Genomic DNA, 17,427 nt, shown 5'->3' on the forward strand with positions numbered 1-17,427 from the left:
ATGAATTCTACTCATATCAAAATTGAAGGCGTGAATAAAATCTTCAAAACGGCTGACAAAGAAGTTGTGGCTTTGCGTGACATTAATCTGGAGATACCTGAAGGCCAGTTTGTCTGTCTGCTGGGGCCTTCTGGTTGTGGCAAGTCAACTCTGCTGAACGCGGTTGCGGGGTTTTCACTACCGACTTCCGGCAATATTATTGCAAACGGGCAGAAGGTCAGTTCTCCAGGTCCAGACCGTGGCATGGTATTCCAGGAATATGCATTGTTTCCCTGGATGACGGTGGAGCAGAACATCGCCTTTGGTCTGGAAATCAAGGGCATGGCCAAGACTGAGATACAGCAGCGTGTCGCCAGCCTGCTGGGTATGCTGGGTCTGAGTGATTTCAAGGCACGCTTTCCCAAGGATTTGTCTGGCGGTATGCGTCAGCGCGTTGCAATTGCCCGTGTATTGGCGCTGGATTCGCCTATCATGTTAATGGATGAACCCTTCGGTGCGCTGGATGCCCTGACGCGCCGCAACTTGCAGGATGAGTTGCTGCGCATCTGGTCAGAACTGAAGAAAACCATCATCTTCGTGACCCATAGTATAGAAGAGGCAATTTACCTGGCTGACCGTATCGTTGTCATGACTTACCGGCCAGGAACGGTCAAAAAAGACCTGATTGTTGAACTGCCACGTTCGCGCGATCCTTCTGATCCTGGCTTCAATGCCTTGAAGCGTGAACTCGGTCAGTTGGTCATGGAAGAGCAGCAAAGACATCACAATGATGAATTGAAGATGGCGGCAGTAGATTAAGCAGCAAGCTGGAGACAGGAAGTAAGGAGTAAAAAGTTAGAAGTTAGAAGTAGGAACGCGGACGCGCCCATAAAAACATAAGGAGAGACATCATGCTTAAATTCGTACGAATGGTAGTAGCGGGATTGGTTTTCTTGTTGGGCGCGTCCAGTCATGCGCAAAATGCCCATGGCACGGCACCTGAGGCTGTCGCCATGGTGCAAAAAGTCATTGCCAGTATCAAGGCGAATGGCAGGGACAAGACTTTTGCTGATGTTAATAATCTGCAAGGGCCTTTCCGTGACCGCGACCTGTATGTCACCATTAATGATATGAATGGCAAGAACCTGGCCCATGGTGCAAATGCCAAGATGCAGGGCAAGGACTTAATGGATTTAAAAGATGCCGATGGCAAGCTGTTCGTACGTGAACGTATGGAGCTCGCCAAAACCAAGGGCAAGGGCTGGCAGGACTATAAGTTTGTCAATCCTGTCTCTAAACAGATAGAACAAAAATCCATGTACTTTGAAAAGTATGAAGACATCGTTATCAACTGTGGTATCTATAAGTAAGAGCTTGTGACAGCGCCGCCTGTTGACAGTGCCCGTCACCGGCGCCTGATCTTTATTTGTGTGGCGGCGGTCAGTATTGTGCTGGTGGTCGCCAGTTATTTTGTGGCGGCCAGCATTGCCAGGGACAATAGCCGTCAGGCCGGTGATAGGCAGTTGCAGATTATTGCGCTGGATATTGAGTCTGTACTTGAGCGCTACGAAACCCTGCCTTTTGCGATTTCTTATCTGCCGATGACGGCAGAGGCTTTGTTGCACAAGGAAGATGGCAAGCTGACGCAGGCGCTGAACCTGAGTTTGCAGGAGCTGGCTGAGCAAGCCAAGGTTGCCGCCATCTATCTCATGGATGTGCAGGGTAATACCATCGCCGCCAGTAACTGGAATACTGAGCAAACTTATCTGGGCCAGAACTTTGCTTTCAGGCCCTATTTTTCTGAGGCCTTAAAGCAGGTCAAGCCCGGTCATTTTTATGCGATAGGCAATACCACCAATATTCCTGGCTATTTTATTTCCCAGCCCGTCTATCCACCCGGCAGCAAGCGTGGCAGCCAGGCACCGATAGGCGTGATCGCCGTCAAGATCATCCTCAACGAATTTGAGCAAGCCTGGGGCAGTAGTGAAGAACCCATTGCACTCAGCGACAGGCATGGCGTCGTGTTTTTAAGTAATCGCGCCTCCTGGAAATACCATAGCCTGCAAAGCCTGTCGCCTGCAGTGCAGCAGGATTTAAAGGCGACTTTGCAATACGGTGGCAAGCATATAGAAGCCATTGCCCAATTGCCGCTGAAGGAAAAGAAAGGCTATGACGACTATCTGCAAAGACCGATAGGTCGTTTGAACTGGCAGTTAATGTTATTCCCGGAGCAAGGCAAAGTCACGCGTGCGGGTTTGCAATCTGCGCTGGTGGTGGCTTTGATACTCGGTATAGCACTTGCCTTTGCTGCCGTATTTGACCAGCGCCGCCGGAGGCTGGAAGAGGGACGGCTGGCGCAACGTGCTCTCAAGAAAGCAGCAGATGAACTGGAGCTGCATATCGCCGAGCGCACCCGGCAATTGACGCAGGCGAATGCAGAACTTGAAAGCCGCTACCTGACACTCAAGCAGACTGAAAACCTGCTGCGCTCTACTCAGAATGAAATGGTGCAGGCTGGCAAACTGGCCATGCTGGGCCAGATGGCCACCGGCATCACCCATGAATTGAACCAGCCACTGACCGCAATACGCGCTTTTGCCGATAACGCCATCACTTTCATGAACCGTGGCAAGGCTGAGCAGGCTTTGGCGAATCTGGTGCATATCAGCCACGCCAGCGAACGCATGGGCAGCATCATTGCCCAGCTCAAGGGTTTTGCCCGGAAGAGCCCTAACGCGATTGCCGAAGTCGATGTGCAGACAGCCATTCAGTCCGCGGTCAGTTTGTTGCGCAGCGAAACTGACAGGCGCGGTGTCAAATTGAGTGTGCATGTAGATGAACCCGCCCGGGTACTTGGTGATACCGTCAGGATAGAGCAAGTCCTGATCAACCTGATACGCAATGCACTGGACGCGGTAGAAAACAGCCCGGTCAGGGAAGTCGATGTCAGACTCAGTAACGCGCAGGGCACGGCAAGAATCACGATCGCCGACACCGGTACCGGCATACCCGATCATGTGGCCGGTCATTTGTTTGAGCCATTTTTCACCACCAAGGAAATTGGCCAGGGATTGGGGCTGGGACTGGCGATTTCGTCTTCCATCGTGCAGGCCATGAATGGCAGCCTGGTGGCTGATAACCGCCCGGATGGCGGTGCTGAATTCACAGTCTGTATCCCGCTGGCTGATCAGGCGAGTACAAGTTAGTACCGCTGATCGCGTATGACTGTATACATAGTGTAAGGAAACAGTATGACTCAAATGCTCGCTATATTAATAGAGGATGAGCAGGCAGTGCGCTTGGCGACGACCCAGACGCTGGAGCTCGGTGGTTTTGAAGTGCAGGCCTGCGCCAGTGCTGAACTGGCCGATGCCTATATCAAGGCAGACTATGCTGGCATTGTCGTCACCGATGTGCGCTTGCCCGGCAAGTCTGGCCTCGACGTGCTGGAAAAAGTACGCGGCATCGATGCCGAACTGCCCGTCATCATCATCACCGGCCATGGCGATGTCAGTATGGCGGTAGAAGCTATGCGCCACGGTGCTTATGATTTTTTGGAAAAACCATTTGCGGCGGAGCGCCTGCTCGATGCCTGCCTGCGTGCCCAGGAAAAGCGGCGGCTGGTCATGGAAAACCGCAAGCTCAAATTATCCTGGTTGAATCATGCGGCCACACCAGACTTGATAGGCCAAAGTCCGCAAATAGAAAAAGTCAGGAAATTCATACAAAGCATAGGCCCGACACAGGTTGATGTATTGATCAACGGCGCGACCGGCTCCGGCAAGGAAGTGGTGGCGCGACAATTGCATCTGGCCAGTGGCTGCAAAGGCGAGTTTGTCGCCATCAATTGCGGTGCCTTGCCAGAGTCTGTCTTTGAGAGCGAAATCTTTGGTCATGAAGCTGGTGCTTTCACCAGCGCGCAGAAACGACGTATAGGCAAACTGGAGTACGCGCAAGGTGGTACGGTATTTCTTGATGAAATTGAAAGTATGCCACTGAACCTGCAAATCAAATTGCTCAGGGTCTTGCAAGAGCGCAGCCTTGAAAGACTGGGCGGCAATCAATCTATTGCACTGGATTGCCGCATCATCGCGGCTACCAAAACAGACTTGCTGAAACTGAGCATGCAAGGGCAGTTCCGTGAAGACTTGTATTACCGCCTCAGTGTCGTCACCATGCATTTGCCCAAACTGAATGACAGGCGGGAAGATATTCCCTTGTTGCTCTCGTATTTTGTACAGAGAGCCTCCCTGCGTTATCAGAAGCAGGTGCCGGCCTGGTCTGCCGCACAAATGCAATTATGGATGCAGGCAGACTGGCAGGGTAATGTACGTGAGTTGCGCAATTTCGCCGATCAACTGGTGCTGGGTGTGGCTGAATTTGCCGATCTGCCTGCGCCGCAAATTGGCCAGGTCCAGATAGCGACTGCTTGCAGCCTGCCGGAAAAGCTGGATGTGTATGAAGCCAGCCTGATCCAGGCTGCACTGGATAAGAGCGCCAACAACGTGGCCGCCGCCGCTGAAGCACTGGGCATCCCCAAGAAAACCCTGTACGACAAGATAAAAAAATATCAAAAAACCTTGTCATCAATCAATCCGGTGGCAAGTTAGGGGGTACTTGCGGAAGTCGCTGAACATGCATAATCCGACTTTTCATGCGACTTGGTGTAAACTTGTCCCATGCAAATCTATCTATCATTCCTTGCCGCTGCTTTATATATATTGAGCATAGTCCTGCCCGGGCGCTGGCTGACGCTGTCAAATGCCGTCAGTGCACTGGCCTGGCTGACACATGGCATGGCTTTGTGGCTGACGATTTTCCCTGATCACGCGCTCAGGGTGGGCTTTGCCGTCATGTTGTCCGCCGCGCTATGGGTATCCGTGTTTGTCTGCTGGCTGGAAAATCGCAACGCCTCCCTTGATGGCTTGCGCTTGTTACTGATGCCCAATGCCGCGTTGATGGCTGTCTTGCCCAGTTTTTTTCCAGGCAGCCTGATTGCCCTGGCTGGCAAGACTGCCATGTTTCCCTGGCATGTCGTGGTCGCCATGCTGGCCTATAGCACGCTGACGATAGCGGCCTTTCATGCGGTCGTCATGACAGTACAAGACAAGCATCTGCATCAATTGCGTGCGGTAAAAAATGTGGAATGGCTCAATACCCTGATAGACAGGCTGCCTGCCTTGCTGACCATGGAAAAAATACTGTTCCGTTTTGTCCTGTTTGGTTTTGTTTTGCTCACACTCACAGTCTTGTCAGGTGTGATATTTTCAGAGCAGGTTTTGGGCGTAGCTTTTAAATGGGATCACAAGACCCTGCTGTCTCTCCTGTCCTGGCTCTTGTTTGCCATTTTGCTGACAGGACGTTACTGGCGTGGCTGGCGTGGTAAAACTGTCTTGAGTTTCACGCTCTCAGGATTTATCACCTTGCTGCTGGCTTATGTAGGCAGCCGTTTTGTGCTGGAAGTCTTGTTACACAGGAGCCTGTCATGAGGTTACTGTTCTGGCTGGGGCTGGTGATGCTGGTGATTCTGGCCCTGAAGAAAAAAATACAGCCCCCTGCTGCCGGATCTGGCAATCCTGAACAACCGCTGGAGCCAGGAAATGCCGGTTCACAGCATGCCGGATCGGCTGAGACCATGGTTTGCTGCGCCCATTGCCAGATTTATTTACCCGCATCAGAAGCCGTGCAGCGCGCCGGACAGGTTTACTGCAGCCAAGAACATGCTGATCTTGCATGAGCTTGCCAGCCGACAGGACGTCAATGTCTGAAGCATACCACGACGTGTCCGAACCTTCGCATTCGTTCTGGCGCTCGCTGCAAACGCTGAATGCCTCGCGCATCGTGGTGGCTGGCAGCTTGCTGATCTTGCTGAGTTTGCGCAGTGGCAAAGATATCTGGACCAGCGAGCCCTTATTCGGGCGTGACATAGGCCTGATCTATCTGTCGGTGGCGATAGGCTTTGTGGTGCTCAAGCAATTGTATCCCCGCCGTTTCATGTGGCAACTGACAACCCAGATACTGCTCGACATCATCATCATTTCCATCATGTACTTGGCTGGCGGGGGGAATAAAAGTGGCTTGGGGATTCTGTTTTTGTTCCCACTGGCAGGTGCCGCCATATTGAGCCCCCTGGTCTGGTCATTTTTCTTTGCTTCCGTTGTCGTACTTTTCTTGTTGGGCGAGAGCTTATACCGCTATTTGCAATTGGAAGACGGCACATTGTTGTCGCAGGCTGGTCTGTTTGGGGCCGCTTATTTCGCAGTTGTGTCCGTGGTCAATCGGCTGGCACATAACCTGATTAATCAGGAGCAACTGGCGGTGCAGCGCGGCAATGCGCTGGCCATACAGCAATCCATCAACCAATTGGTGATTTCAGATATGGGTGATGGTATTCTGGTTCTGGATCATGATGGTTGTATATTTGAAATTAATCCGGCAGCTACCCGCATGCTGAGTGGTAATCTGAGCAAAGAAATGATAGGCATAGAATTGGCGAGTATCTCAGCTTTACGCCCGATTGTTGAAGCCCTTAGCAATATGCAAGCTCGCCCTGCTTTGCCGGACCGTCGTAAAGAAGAAATCTCCTTTGTATCAATACGATGTTATCTCGACGATCCCAAGCCGGAACTCGGGGAAATAGCAGCCGATACCGCGACGAGGGAGCGCTTCGAGCGCGAGCGCCCACATTTTGTGACGCACCTTAAGTTGCGCTTTGTTGCCATCAAAGCGGTTAACGTAGGTGGTTTCAGGGAGCGCAATGGCGGTTATACGATTATTTTCATGCAGGATGTGTCTGATATAGAAAATCAGGCGCAGCAACTGAAGCTGGCATCAATGGGGCGCCTTACCGCAAGTATCGCTCATGAAGTGCGTAATCCCCTGTCGTCGATTTCTTATGCAGCCTCGTTGCTAAATGAAGACCTTGGGCATCCCGGACAGGAAAACAAGCAGGCAAAGCGTTTGCTGAAGATTGTTGATGACAATGTAGCACGCCTGAACCAGCTCATAGAAGATATCCTGAAGCTCTCACGCAAGGCGCAATCGGATGTGGAACCATATCTGGTGATGGACCAGATTGAAGAAATGGTCAGGGATTTTATAGAAACACGTAACTTGCCCACTGATTTTATTGCGGTATTGAAAAACGAAAACTTCCTCGTCAACTTTGACCCCAGTCATTTGCGCGAAGTCGTCTTGAATCTTTTGTCGAATGCCATACGTTACGCCAGTGGGCAAACAGCCAGTATCAAACTGTTTGCCTGTATTAACAGTAGTGGCCGACAAGAGTTGCATATACAAGATGATGGACCGGCGATTCCGTATGAAGTGAGGTCGCACTTGTTTGAGCCGTTTTACACTACTTCACGTATGGGCACTGGTCTGGGCTTGTATATGGCAAGGGAGTTGTGTTTGAATAACCATGCCTTGCTTGACTATGAATACCGGGTTGAAGAAAACGAAGCAGGCAAGACAGAGCCCAGTGGGCGTTTTGTAATTAATTTCTCTGGATACAGTGCATGAGTATGATGGAAGCTGCGGCCTGTCCCCGCATCCTGGTAGTGGATGATGAGGCGCACCTGCGTGAGTTGCTGGAGATTACCCTGATCAAAATGGGGCTGGATGTCGATAGCGCAGAAACCCTGGCACTGGCCCGCGCTCACCTGAGCAAGCGTAGCTATGCACTGGTACTGACCGATATGCGTCTGCCTGACGGATCGGGCATGGAACTGGTACAGGAGGTAAATAGCCTCTATAAGAGCACACCTATTGCCGTGATCACCGCTTTTGGCAGTGCTGACAATGCCGTGGTTGCCTTGAAGGCCGGTGCTTTCGACTATGTTTCCAAGCCAGTGGCGCTTGACCAGTTGCGCAAGCTCGTCAGGTCGGCCCTGCAAACCAATGAGGTTCAAAAAGTACAACTGGCGACTCCGGAAAAACTGAATGTCCCCGCCAATTCTTTCATGATAGGCCAGTCGCAAGGCATGCAAGAGGTCAGGGCGCAGATCAGCCGCCTTGCACGCAGCATGGCACCGGTCATTATTACTGGCGAATCTGGTAGCGGCAAGGAGTTGGCGGCGCGCGAAATACACAGCAGCAGCGCCAGGGCCGACAAGCCTTTTATCGCCGTCAATTGCGGGGCAATTCCCGAGACCTTGATGGAAGCTGAATTCTTTGGTTACAGAAAAGGTGCATTTACTGGTGCCGCTGATGACAGGGATGGTTTTTTTCAGGCTGCCAACGGTGGCACCCTGATGCTTGATGAAGTGGCTGACCTGCCTTTGCCCATGCAAGTCAAGTTACTGCGTGCCATACAGGAAAGGCGCGTGCGCAAGGTTGGTGCCACGGTCGAAGAGGCAGTTGATGTGCGCATTATCAGTGCGACCCACCAGAACCTGGCGATCTGTGTAGAAGAGGGGCGCTTCCGGCAAGACCTGTATTACCGCCTGAATGTCATTGAATTGCACTTGCCACCTCTGCGCGAAAGACTGGAGGATATAGTCGAGCTGTCGCGCAATATCCTCAAGAAACTGACAGGTAATGATGTTGATATGTCAGTAGAGGCAATTGACGCGTTGATCAGTTATGACTTTCCCGGCAATGTGCGTGAGCTGGAAAACATATTGGAGCGTGCAGTTGCCTTTGCCAATGATGGCTGCATAGAGGTTAGCGACCTGGCCTTGCGCGGAACCAGGAAGTTGCCTGAACTGCCGATAGCACAGCCCGTCCCGACCGCTGTTGTCAATAATCATAGCGATATTGTTCCTGAATTACCCGCTGTTACCGCGCTGGATGTATTCTCTGCTCCAAGTTTGCCTTGCTCGCTGCCCGACTATCTCGAAAGCGTAGAGCGCGAAATGATACGCCGTGCCCTGCAGCAGACCCGTAACAACCGTACCCAGGCGGCAGAATTGCTGGGCGTCAGTTTCCGTCAACTGCGTTACCAGATACAAAAACTGAAGATCCAGGAGTAAATTATTTAGTGGTCTCTTTTAGTCGTGTCTTTTAGTTGCATCTGTTGATGATGGCGATTCTGGTCGCATGCGTCCGGCCAATTGCCTGCTTGTAGTGTGATTGCTGCAAGACCACTATCAGTCTCACTTTCTTGATTCCATTGCCACACCCATTTTGGGAATCATTTGCCAGGTAATACCAGGCTCCGCTACTAGTGAACTGTAACAGCGAAAATCGGAGTGCTTGCCATGCGCGCGGCGATCATGGCTGCGTTGCAAATACTCGCGATAGCCCCGCTATCGCTGTGTTTTGCGTCTTGCCCTGATGCGCCGGGCGCATGTCTTTCACTCTCGATTCCACTGTTACAGTCCACTAGCATGAAATTAAATGTTAGTGCCCGCTCGCAGCGGCACTAACGCATTTCTGTGCTTTGCGAAAGTCAACACCTCGTACACATATTTACAGAAAAAATAATTCAATTAATTAAATAAAAAGCGGTTGCATATCGTCTGAGGCGGCACTAGAATTAGGGCAAATAAAAACTAGCGCACTAGATGTAGTGGTTTTCAGGATTTGTTTGTTTTCTTGCCTTGCTTCAATTTCCCTCACGTTTTGCAATTGAATTAGTGTCTGATGTAAACAAAATAAACCGGATTTGGCGAATGTCGCTTAGTCCGGCTGTTAGCTCTGCTGCACCTTATCTGCTTTTTGTTTAGTCGCTTAGTCATTTGACTGTTTAACCCATGACCTGCAAAGCTTTTGTTTTCCTTGAGCTTTGCAGGCAAAAAATAACACTGCATCCGGAGGATCAATGCACTCTTCTATTGAAATATCCACTTCGTCCAAGCCAGAACTGGAATCGGTTTTGAATGTAGCAGCGACACCTGCTGCAAACAATCTGAATAGTTATAGCGAATATCGCATCATTCGCCGTAATGGTTCCGTGGTTGGTTTCGAGCCATCCAAAATCGCCATCGCCATGACCAAGGCGTTTCTGGCTGTGAATGGTGGGCATGGTGCAGAGTCCGCCAGAATCCGTGAACTGGTAGAACAACTGACAGCCAGCGTGGTTGCTGCTCTGCTGCGCCGCCAGCCAGCCGGTGGCACTTTCCATATAGAAGATGTGCAGGACCAGGTTGAACTGGCGCTGATGCGCTCAGGCGAGCATGATGTTGCCCGCTCTTATGTTTTGTACCGCGCCAAACGCATGGAAGAACGCCGCCGCGTCAATGATGCGCCTGGCCATGCAGAAGCCGCTGTGTCGCAATTGCACGTCATCGTTGACGGCCAGTCCCGTCCACTGGACGTGGCAGAAGTACGCAAGATGATTGCCGCTGCCTGCCTGGGGCTCGACAAGCTGGCTGATCCGGATGCCATCCTGGCTGAGACTTTGAAGAACCTGTACGACGGCGTGCCGGTAGAAGAATTGTACAAATCCGCCATCCTGGCTGCCCGCGCGCTGATGGAAAAAGAACCTGCTTACAGCCAGGTCACTGCACGTCTGCTCTTGCATACAGTCCGTAAAGAAGTGTTTGGCAAAGAAGTGGCGCAACAGGATGCCGCAGCAGAATACCTCGATTACTTTCCCAAGTTCATCAAGAAGGGTATAGAGGCCGATTTGCTGGATGCCAAGCTGGGCCAGTTCGACTTGAAGAAACTGGCAAATGCCCTGGTTGCTGACCGTGATCTGCAATTTGGTTATATTGGTCTGCAAACTTTGTATGACCGTTACTTCCTGCACGTACGCGGTACCCGCATAGAAATGCCTCAGGCTTTCTACATGCGTGTCGCGATGGGCTTGTCCCTGAATGAAATTGATCGCGAATCCCGCGCCATAGAATTTTACAATCTGCTGTCCAGCTTTGACTTCATGAGCTCGACACCGACCCTGTTCAATTCTGGTACACAACGCTCACAGCTGTCCTCCTGCTACCTGACCACAGTTGCCGATGACCTTGATGGCATCTATGAAGCCATCAAGGAAAACGCCCTGCTGGCAAAATATGCCGGTGGCCTCGGTAATGACTGGACACCAGTACGTTCGCTCGGCGCACATATTAAAGGCACCAATGGCAAATCCCAGGGTGTTGTGCCTTTCCTCAAAGTTGTCAATGACACGGCAGTCGCTGTTAACCAGGGCGGTAAACGCAAAGGCGCAGTGTGCGCCTACCTGGAAACCTGGCACATGGATATCGAAGAATTCCTCGACCTGCGCAAAAACACAGGCGATGATCGCCGCCGTACGCATGACATGAATACCTCGAACTGGATTCCTGACCTGTTCATGAAGCGCGTCATGGAAAAAGGCGACTGGACTTTGTTCTCCCCATCCGATGTACCTGATCTGCATGATAAATTTGGTAAGGCTTTCGAACAGGCTTATGTCGCCTATGAAGCAAAAGCAGCCAAGGGCGAACTGACTCTGTCCAAAAAAATCCCGGCGCTGGACCTGTGGCGCAAGATGCTGTCCATGCTGTTTGAAACTGGTCATCCATGGATCACCTTTAAAGATCCTTGCAATATCCGCTCGCCACAACAGCACGTAGGCGTGGTCCATAGTTCCAATTTGTGTACAGAAATTACCCTGAACACCAACGACAGTGAGATCGCGGTATGTAATCTCGGTTCGGTCAACATGCCTGCCCACATGAAAGACGGCAAGCTGGATCACATTAAATTACAAAAAACTGTGCGTACAGCGATGCGTATGCTGGATAACGTCATCGACATCAACTACTATGCAGTGAAGAAGGCGCGCGATTCCAATCTGCGTCACCGCCCTGTCGGTATGGGCATCATGGGTTTCCAGGATTGCCTGCACATGATGCGTATCCCTTATGCATCGATGGATGCTGTACAGTTCGCTGATACTTCCATGGAAGCCGTCTGCTATTACGCTTATTGGGCATCGACGGAACTGGCTGAGGAACGTGGTCGTTACAGTTCTTACCCTGGCTCTTTGTGGGACCGTGGCATCCTGCCGCAAGATTCCCTGAAGATGCTGGCCGAAGAACGCGGTGGTTATCTGGAAGCTGACTTCTCGGAAACCATGGACTGGTACCCACTGCGTGACCGCATCAAGAAATTTGGCATGCGCAATTCCAATTGCGTGGCGATTGCGCCGACTGCAACAATTTCTAACATTATTGGCGTGGCCGCCTGTATCGAACCGACTTACCAAAACCTGTATGTGAAGTCGAATTTGTCAGGCGAGTTTACCGAGATCAATGAACACTTGGTGCGCGATCTGAAAGAGCGCGGCATGTGGGATGAAGTCATGATCGCTGACCTGAAATACTTTGACGGCAGCCTGGCCCGTATCGACCGCATCCCGGAAGATTTGCGTGCTTTGTATGCAACTGCATTTGAAATTAGCCCATCCTGGCTGGTTGAGGCAGCTGCGCGTCGTCAAAAGTGGATAGATCAGGCACAGTCCCTGAACATCTATATGGCAGGCGCATCCGGCAAGAAACTGGATGAGACTTACAAGCTGGCCTGGTTGCGTGGTTTGAAAACCACTTACTACCTGCGCACCATAGGCGCAACACACACTGAAAAATCCACCAGTAAAACCGGTGCATTGAATGCGGTGGCAGTGGACGGTAATGGTGGTGGTTATGCTGCAGCACCTGCTGGCATCAGTGCTGCAGCACAGGAAACGGATGGTCCGGCCTGCATGTTGCGTCCTGGTGATGCCGGTTTCGAAGAATGTGAAGCCTGCCAATAAGACATACAAGTTTGCAGGGAGCAGCATGACTGCTTCCTGTCGTAAGAATAAGCTGTTACAAAAAGTAAGGAAATAAATAATGTTATCTTGGGATGATGAAGTCAAGCCGGCAGCTCCGGCACCACGTCAGGTCACTGGCCAGGATTTGCAGCCTCGTCTGCAGACTCAGGAGGTTGCCCTCAACCCTGCGCTGGTCAGCAAGCCAGTGCCGGTCGCTGCAGAAGATGTGGCCCGCCGCGTGAATGCTGCCGACAAGCGCATCATCAACGGTACGACCGACGTCAATCAACTGGTTCCCTTCAAATATAAATGGGCCTGGGATAAATATCTGGCAGGTTGCGCCAATCACTGGATGCCGCAAGAGATCAATATGCAACGTGATATTGAACTCTGGAAAGACCCAAATGGTCTGACAGAAGATGAGCGCCGTTTGGTAAAACGTAACCTTGGTTTTTTTGTGACCGCCGATTCTCTGGCTGCCAACAATATCGTACTCGGCACCTACCGCCATATCACGGCGCCGGAATGCCGCCAGTACCTGCTGCGCCAGGCATTTGAAGAAGCTATCCATACTCACGCTTATCAATACATCGTTGAATCGCTGGGCCTGGATGAAGCAGAAATCTTCAATGCCTACAATGAAGTCGATTCCATCCGCGACAAAGATCAGTTCCTGATTCCTTTCATTGACGTGCTGACCAATCCTGAATTCAAGACCGGCACCACCGAGGCAGACCAGACTTTGCTCAAGTCTGTGATCGTATTTGCCTGCTTGATGGAAGGCCTGTTTTTCTATGTCGGCTTCACGCAAATTCTGGCGCTTGGCCGTCAAAATAAAATGATGGGCGCGGCTGAACAATATCAATACATCTTGCGCGATGAATCGATGCACTGCAATTTCGGGATCGATTTAATCAATACAATTAAGATGGAAAATCCACATTTGTGGACGCCAGCATTTCGCGATGAAATTAAATCGTTGTTTTTGCGTGCTGTGGAGTTGGAATATCGTTACGCAGAGGATACAATGCCGCGTGGAGTGCTCGGTTTGAATGCGCCTATGTTTAAAGGTTATTTACGCTTCATCGCAAATCGCCGCGCACAACAAATCGGTCTTGAAACGCTGTTCCCTCAGGAAGAAAATCCTTTCCCTTGGATGAGTGAAATGATAGACCTGAAAAAAGAGCGCAACTTTTTTGAGACACGTGTGATTGAGTATCAAACTGGCGGAGCCCTCAACTGGGAATAAGCTGAACAAGCGATCGCCAGAATCCAGGTCAGGGATTGCTGATCAAGTAGTGCGGGTAGTTTGATTGAAGTTTTGATGTGATGTTGAATTTGGGGAGGGAGACCCCAGATGGCAAACACAGACACAAAGAAATCATCAAATCAGAAAAACGCCGCAAGCTGACAGCGTCCCTCAGGATTGCTCAGATTTGCACAAGATGTAAAACGCGAGAGGCCTCACCAAACTGAATGGACAGTCATAGACAACATTGTTTTGAACTGTTAGTGCCGCAATACCTGGCTACACTGGGTATTGTGGCTATTGGTTTTTGTATTTCGCAAAAGAATACCGGCGTCTGCAATTAATGCAGGCGTTTTTGGGTTTGCCGCCAGGCGAGGAGCCGGCGTGGAACCTGTTTATGATCTGTAGCGAGCGGTCGTCAGCGGGGTAAAGAGCAGCGCAAAAAGCGGAATGTACTCAAGTACATGAGCATTTTGAGCAGCGCATGAGCCCCGATCACGTCCGCGCAGTAAGATCATAAGCAGGTTCTAAAGCAAACCAGGATGGCTGAAGTGCCCCATCAATAGAGGGGATGGAGCAGTTCGGCCGGTGCAGAATTCATTAGCGCAAACAGCGATCATGTTTGTGCCGATGAATAATCCGCTTGAAGGGATCGAGCGGATTTAATTTTTATCTGATTTTTTCCATCTCAATCGAAGGAGAAACAAAATGGCAACAGCACCACAACCGTCCCCGGACGAACCAGCAGCAGCGAAGAAGCCTGCTGCAAAAAAAGCAGCTGCTAAAACAGCAAAACCAGCTGCAAAAAAAGCAGCCGCCAAGCCAGCAGCTAAAGCTGCAGCAAAACCGGCAGCCAAGGCAGCAGCTAAACCTGCAGCAGCTAAAAAAGCAGCCGCCAAGCCAGCAGCTAAAGCTGCAGCAAAACCAGCAGCCAAGGCAACTAAGGCCGCAGCTAAACCAGCAGCTAAAGCAACTAAAGCAGCAGCTAAGCCAGCGGCTAAAGCAGCGAAACCAGCAGCCAAGGCAGCTAAGCCAGTAGCGAAAAAAGCAGCGGCCAAGCCAGCAGCAAAAGCGACTAAGGCAGCAGCTAAACCAGCAGCAAAAGCTACCAAGGCAGCGGCTAAACCAGCAGCTAAAAAAGCAGCAGCTAAGCCAGCAGCGAAAAAAGCAGCGGCCAAGCCAGCAGCAAAAGCGACTAAGGCAGCAGCTAAACCAGCAGCCAAGGCAGCCAAGCCAGTAGCGAAGAAAGCAGCAGCTAAGCCAGCAGCAAAAGCGACTAAGGCAGCAGCTAAGCCAGCGGCGAAAAAAGCAGCAGCTAAACCAGCAGCCAAAGCGACTAAGGCAGCAGCTAAGCCAGCAGCTAAAGCAACCAAGGCAGCAGCTAAACCAGCAGCAAAAAAAGCGGCAGCTAAACCAGCAGCCAAAGCAGCCAAGCCAGCAGCAAAAGCTGCAGCTAAGCCAGCAGCCGCTAAACCAGCCGCAGCGAAGCCAGCAGCAAAAAAAGCGGCGGCTAAGCCAGCCGCTAAAAAGGCCGCTCCAGCAAAACCAGCGACACCTGATGCAAAAACAGTTGTAAGTCCAAATGCAGCATGGCCTTTCCCAACTGGTAATCGCCCAGCATAATCTTTGATATGCTTGGTGGCCTGGTTTTATTCAGGCACAATACCCACTGTCTGATTCGTCATGCAGTGGGTTTTTTTTTAAGGATGTGCCGTGTTATTGAATAATTTAATTTATGTCATCAAAGCCGTCACAGGTGTATTTGCCGGCTTTTTATTACTGCGTTTCTGGATGCAGGCACAACGCATACGGCCACCTGCCTCGCTGGCGCAGGCTATTTTTAAATTGACTGACTGGCTGGTACATCCTATCCGCCGCGTGATTCCCGGTTTTGCGGGCTATGACTGGGCAACACTGATAGGTGCCTTGCTGGTTGCTCTGGCGACGGCGGGCTTTATCGTATGGCTGGTATTACCTGTATTCATGGTTGAACAGGTTTTCATCATGGCAGGCATCATGATGGCGCAATGGATCATTTACGAGATCATGGCCTTGCTGCTGCTGGAGGTATTGTTTAGCTGGGTCAACCCAAGCGCGCCTTTCGCGCCTTTTGTGCGGGCCTTGAACGAGCCCTTTCTGAAACCAGTGAGGAAACTCATCCCTGCCATCGGCGGCCTGGATTTTTCCCCGATGATTATTTTGATCTTGTTGCAGGTCTTGATTAACTCTATCTCCTGAGTCTGGAGAAATAAATTCCAAGGATGAAGTTCTAAAAAACAGCTACCAGTAACCAGGTTCCAAAAACCTGGTTACTGAACCTTGATTTTAGGTACCTTGTTTAGACGCCTGATTTCAGACACTTATTTGGATACTTATTGGGATATTTATTTAGATACTCACTCAGCGCTGGATACGCTGGCAGTGGATTGCCGTATCACCAGTTGCGACTTCAGCATTTCCCGCCTCAATGGCGCCTCAGGATCAACAATACGGTTGACCAGTATCTGTGCTGTCAGATTACCGATGGCCTGCTTGGGCTGGGCTATCGTCGTCAATGGCGGCGTACTGAACGAGGCCAAGGCAATATCATCGTAACCGATGACAGACAAGGCTTCCGGTATTTTGATGCCGGCTTCATTGGCGGCGCGTATACCACCTATCGCCATCAAATCATTGCTGGCAAAAATCGCTGTAGGCCTTTGTGGTAAGGCGAGCAATTGCTGGAAAGCGTTAAAGCCACCCTGGCTGGTAAAGTCAGCATGGATCAGGTATTCGTTGTTGAATTCCAGACCTGCTTCCTGTAAGGCACGGCGGTAGCCGGTGACACGGTCACCACTGGGCAGCAAAATGTCTGGGCCAGCAACGCAGGCAATGTGCTTATGGCCCAGCCCTATCAGATAACGGGTTGCTTCATAACCACCCTGTTCATGGTCAGCTTCAATAAAGTCAGCCACCACACCCGACACTTCTCTATCCACCAATACCTTGGGTATGCCTTCGTCTGCCAGCAATTGTGTCAGTTCTTCATCTGAACCAGAAGACACCAGGATCAGGCCATCGATACGTTTTTCCATCAGCACGCGGATGTAGGCCGCCTGCTTCTTTGGATCATCGTAGGAATTGCACAGGATAATGTTATAGCCCAGCTTGAATGAAGCGTCTTCTATCCCTTGTATGATTTCGGCAAAATAGGGATTGGAATTATTCGGTATCATCATACCCAGGGTATGGGTGCGGTCGTTCTTGAGGCTGCGGGCAACAGCGCTGGGGATGTAGCGCAATTCCTGGATCACGGCCAGCACACGTTCGCGTGCATCTTCGCTGACGACACGGGTATTATTGATGACGTGAGAAACCGTGGTCGTTGAAACCCGGGCTTTCTCTGCGACTTGCTTCATTGTTGCCATAAGATTCCTGCCTTTCTGTGCCAAGATTATGACGCAGGATGAGGTTCATGGCGCATATTTTCTGTAATAACTATGTACTAATCCATTTGCTAATCGATGCACTAATCATAGAG

The 17,427-nt window shown here is 50.9% G+C and carries 13 protein-coding genes; 11 read left to right on the top strand and 2 right to left on the bottom strand.

From position 1 onward, the window contains the following. The 10 genes from UNDKW_RS04235 to UNDKW_RS04280 all read left to right on the top strand — a co-directional run bounded on the left by UNDKW_RS04235 (position 1) and on the right by UNDKW_RS04280 (position 13,907). Positions 1–798, top strand: a complete 798-nt coding sequence (locus UNDKW_RS04235; protein ID WP_162057710.1) for an ABC transporter ATP-binding protein — start codon at positions 1–3, stop codon at positions 796–798. Positions 799–890: 92 nt separating this feature from the next. Then, positions 891–1,349, top strand: coding sequence for a cache domain-containing protein (locus UNDKW_RS04240; RefSeq protein WP_162039903.1), 459 nt, complete (start codon positions 891–893; stop codon positions 1,347–1,349). A gap of 6 nt (positions 1,350–1,355) precedes the next feature. Continuing rightward, positions 1,356–3,185: an ATP-binding protein gene (locus UNDKW_RS04245; RefSeq protein ID WP_162057711.1), complete on the top strand. Its 1,830-nt coding sequence runs from the start codon at positions 1,356–1,358 to the stop codon at positions 3,183–3,185. 45 nt (positions 3,186–3,230) lie between these two features. Further along, positions 3,231–4,589, top strand: coding sequence for a sigma-54-dependent transcriptional regulator (locus UNDKW_RS04250; protein WP_370529083.1), 1,359 nt, complete (start codon positions 3,231–3,233; stop codon positions 4,587–4,589). A 69-nt stretch (positions 4,590–4,658) separates the two neighbouring features. Next, on the top strand, positions 4,659–5,468 hold the full coding sequence (locus UNDKW_RS04255) for an inner membrane protein YpjD (protein ID WP_162039905.1): 810 nt from the start codon (positions 4,659–4,661) through the stop codon (positions 5,466–5,468). Continuing rightward, positions 5,465–5,716, top strand: coding sequence for a PP0621 family protein (locus tag UNDKW_RS04260; protein WP_162057712.1), 252 nt, complete (start codon positions 5,465–5,467; stop codon positions 5,714–5,716). Before UNDKW_RS04255 ends, UNDKW_RS04260 begins: the two co-directional genes overlap by 4 nt. A gap of 23 nt (positions 5,717–5,739) precedes the next feature. Continuing rightward, entirely contained in the window at positions 5,740–7,500 is a 1,761-nt protein-coding gene (locus UNDKW_RS04265; protein WP_162057713.1) for a PAS domain-containing sensor histidine kinase, read from the top strand. Then, positions 7,497–8,951, top strand: coding sequence for a sigma-54 dependent transcriptional regulator (locus UNDKW_RS04270; protein WP_304941456.1), 1,455 nt, complete (start codon positions 7,497–7,499; stop codon positions 8,949–8,951). The genes UNDKW_RS04265 and UNDKW_RS04270 overlap by 4 nt, the downstream gene beginning before the upstream one ends. Before the next feature lie 791 nt (positions 8,952–9,742). Further along, positions 9,743–12,658 carry a ribonucleoside-diphosphate reductase subunit alpha gene (locus UNDKW_RS04275; protein WP_162057714.1) on the top strand — a complete coding sequence of 972 codons (2,916 nt, stop codon included), beginning with the start codon at positions 9,743–9,745 and terminating at the stop codon, positions 12,656–12,658. 79 nt (positions 12,659–12,737) lie between these two features. Beyond that, positions 12,738–13,907 (top strand): ribonucleotide-diphosphate reductase subunit beta, encoded by a 1,170-nt coding sequence (locus tag UNDKW_RS04280; protein ID WP_162057715.1) that lies wholly within the window; start codon positions 12,738–12,740, stop codon positions 13,905–13,907. Positions 13,908–14,569: 662 nt separating this feature from the next. Here UNDKW_RS04280 and UNDKW_RS31060 read toward each other — a convergent pair. Further along, entirely contained in the window at positions 14,570–15,340 is a 771-nt protein-coding gene (locus tag UNDKW_RS31060) for a hypothetical protein (protein ID WP_197893091.1), read from the bottom strand. A gap of 280 nt (positions 15,341–15,620) precedes the next feature. Here UNDKW_RS31060 and UNDKW_RS04290 point away from each other — a divergent pair, with 280 nt between their 5' ends. Continuing rightward, a complete protein-coding gene (locus UNDKW_RS04290; RefSeq protein WP_162057717.1) occupies positions 15,621–16,145 on the top strand; it encodes a YggT family protein in 525 nt (174 codons plus the stop codon). Between the two features lie 158 nt (positions 16,146–16,303). On the opposite strand, the gene UNDKW_RS04295 is transcribed toward UNDKW_RS04290, so the two are convergent. Beyond that, positions 16,304–17,314 carry a LacI family DNA-binding transcriptional regulator gene (locus UNDKW_RS04295; protein ID WP_232063232.1) on the bottom strand — a complete coding sequence of 337 codons (1,011 nt, stop codon included), beginning with the start codon at positions 17,312–17,314 and terminating at the stop codon, positions 16,304–16,306. Between the last annotated feature and the right edge of the window lie 113 nt (positions 17,315–17,427).

It is taken from the genome of Undibacterium sp. KW1, from assembly GCF_009937955.1.
Taxonomy (GTDB): Bacteria; Pseudomonadota; Gammaproteobacteria; order Burkholderiales; family Burkholderiaceae_D; genus Undibacterium.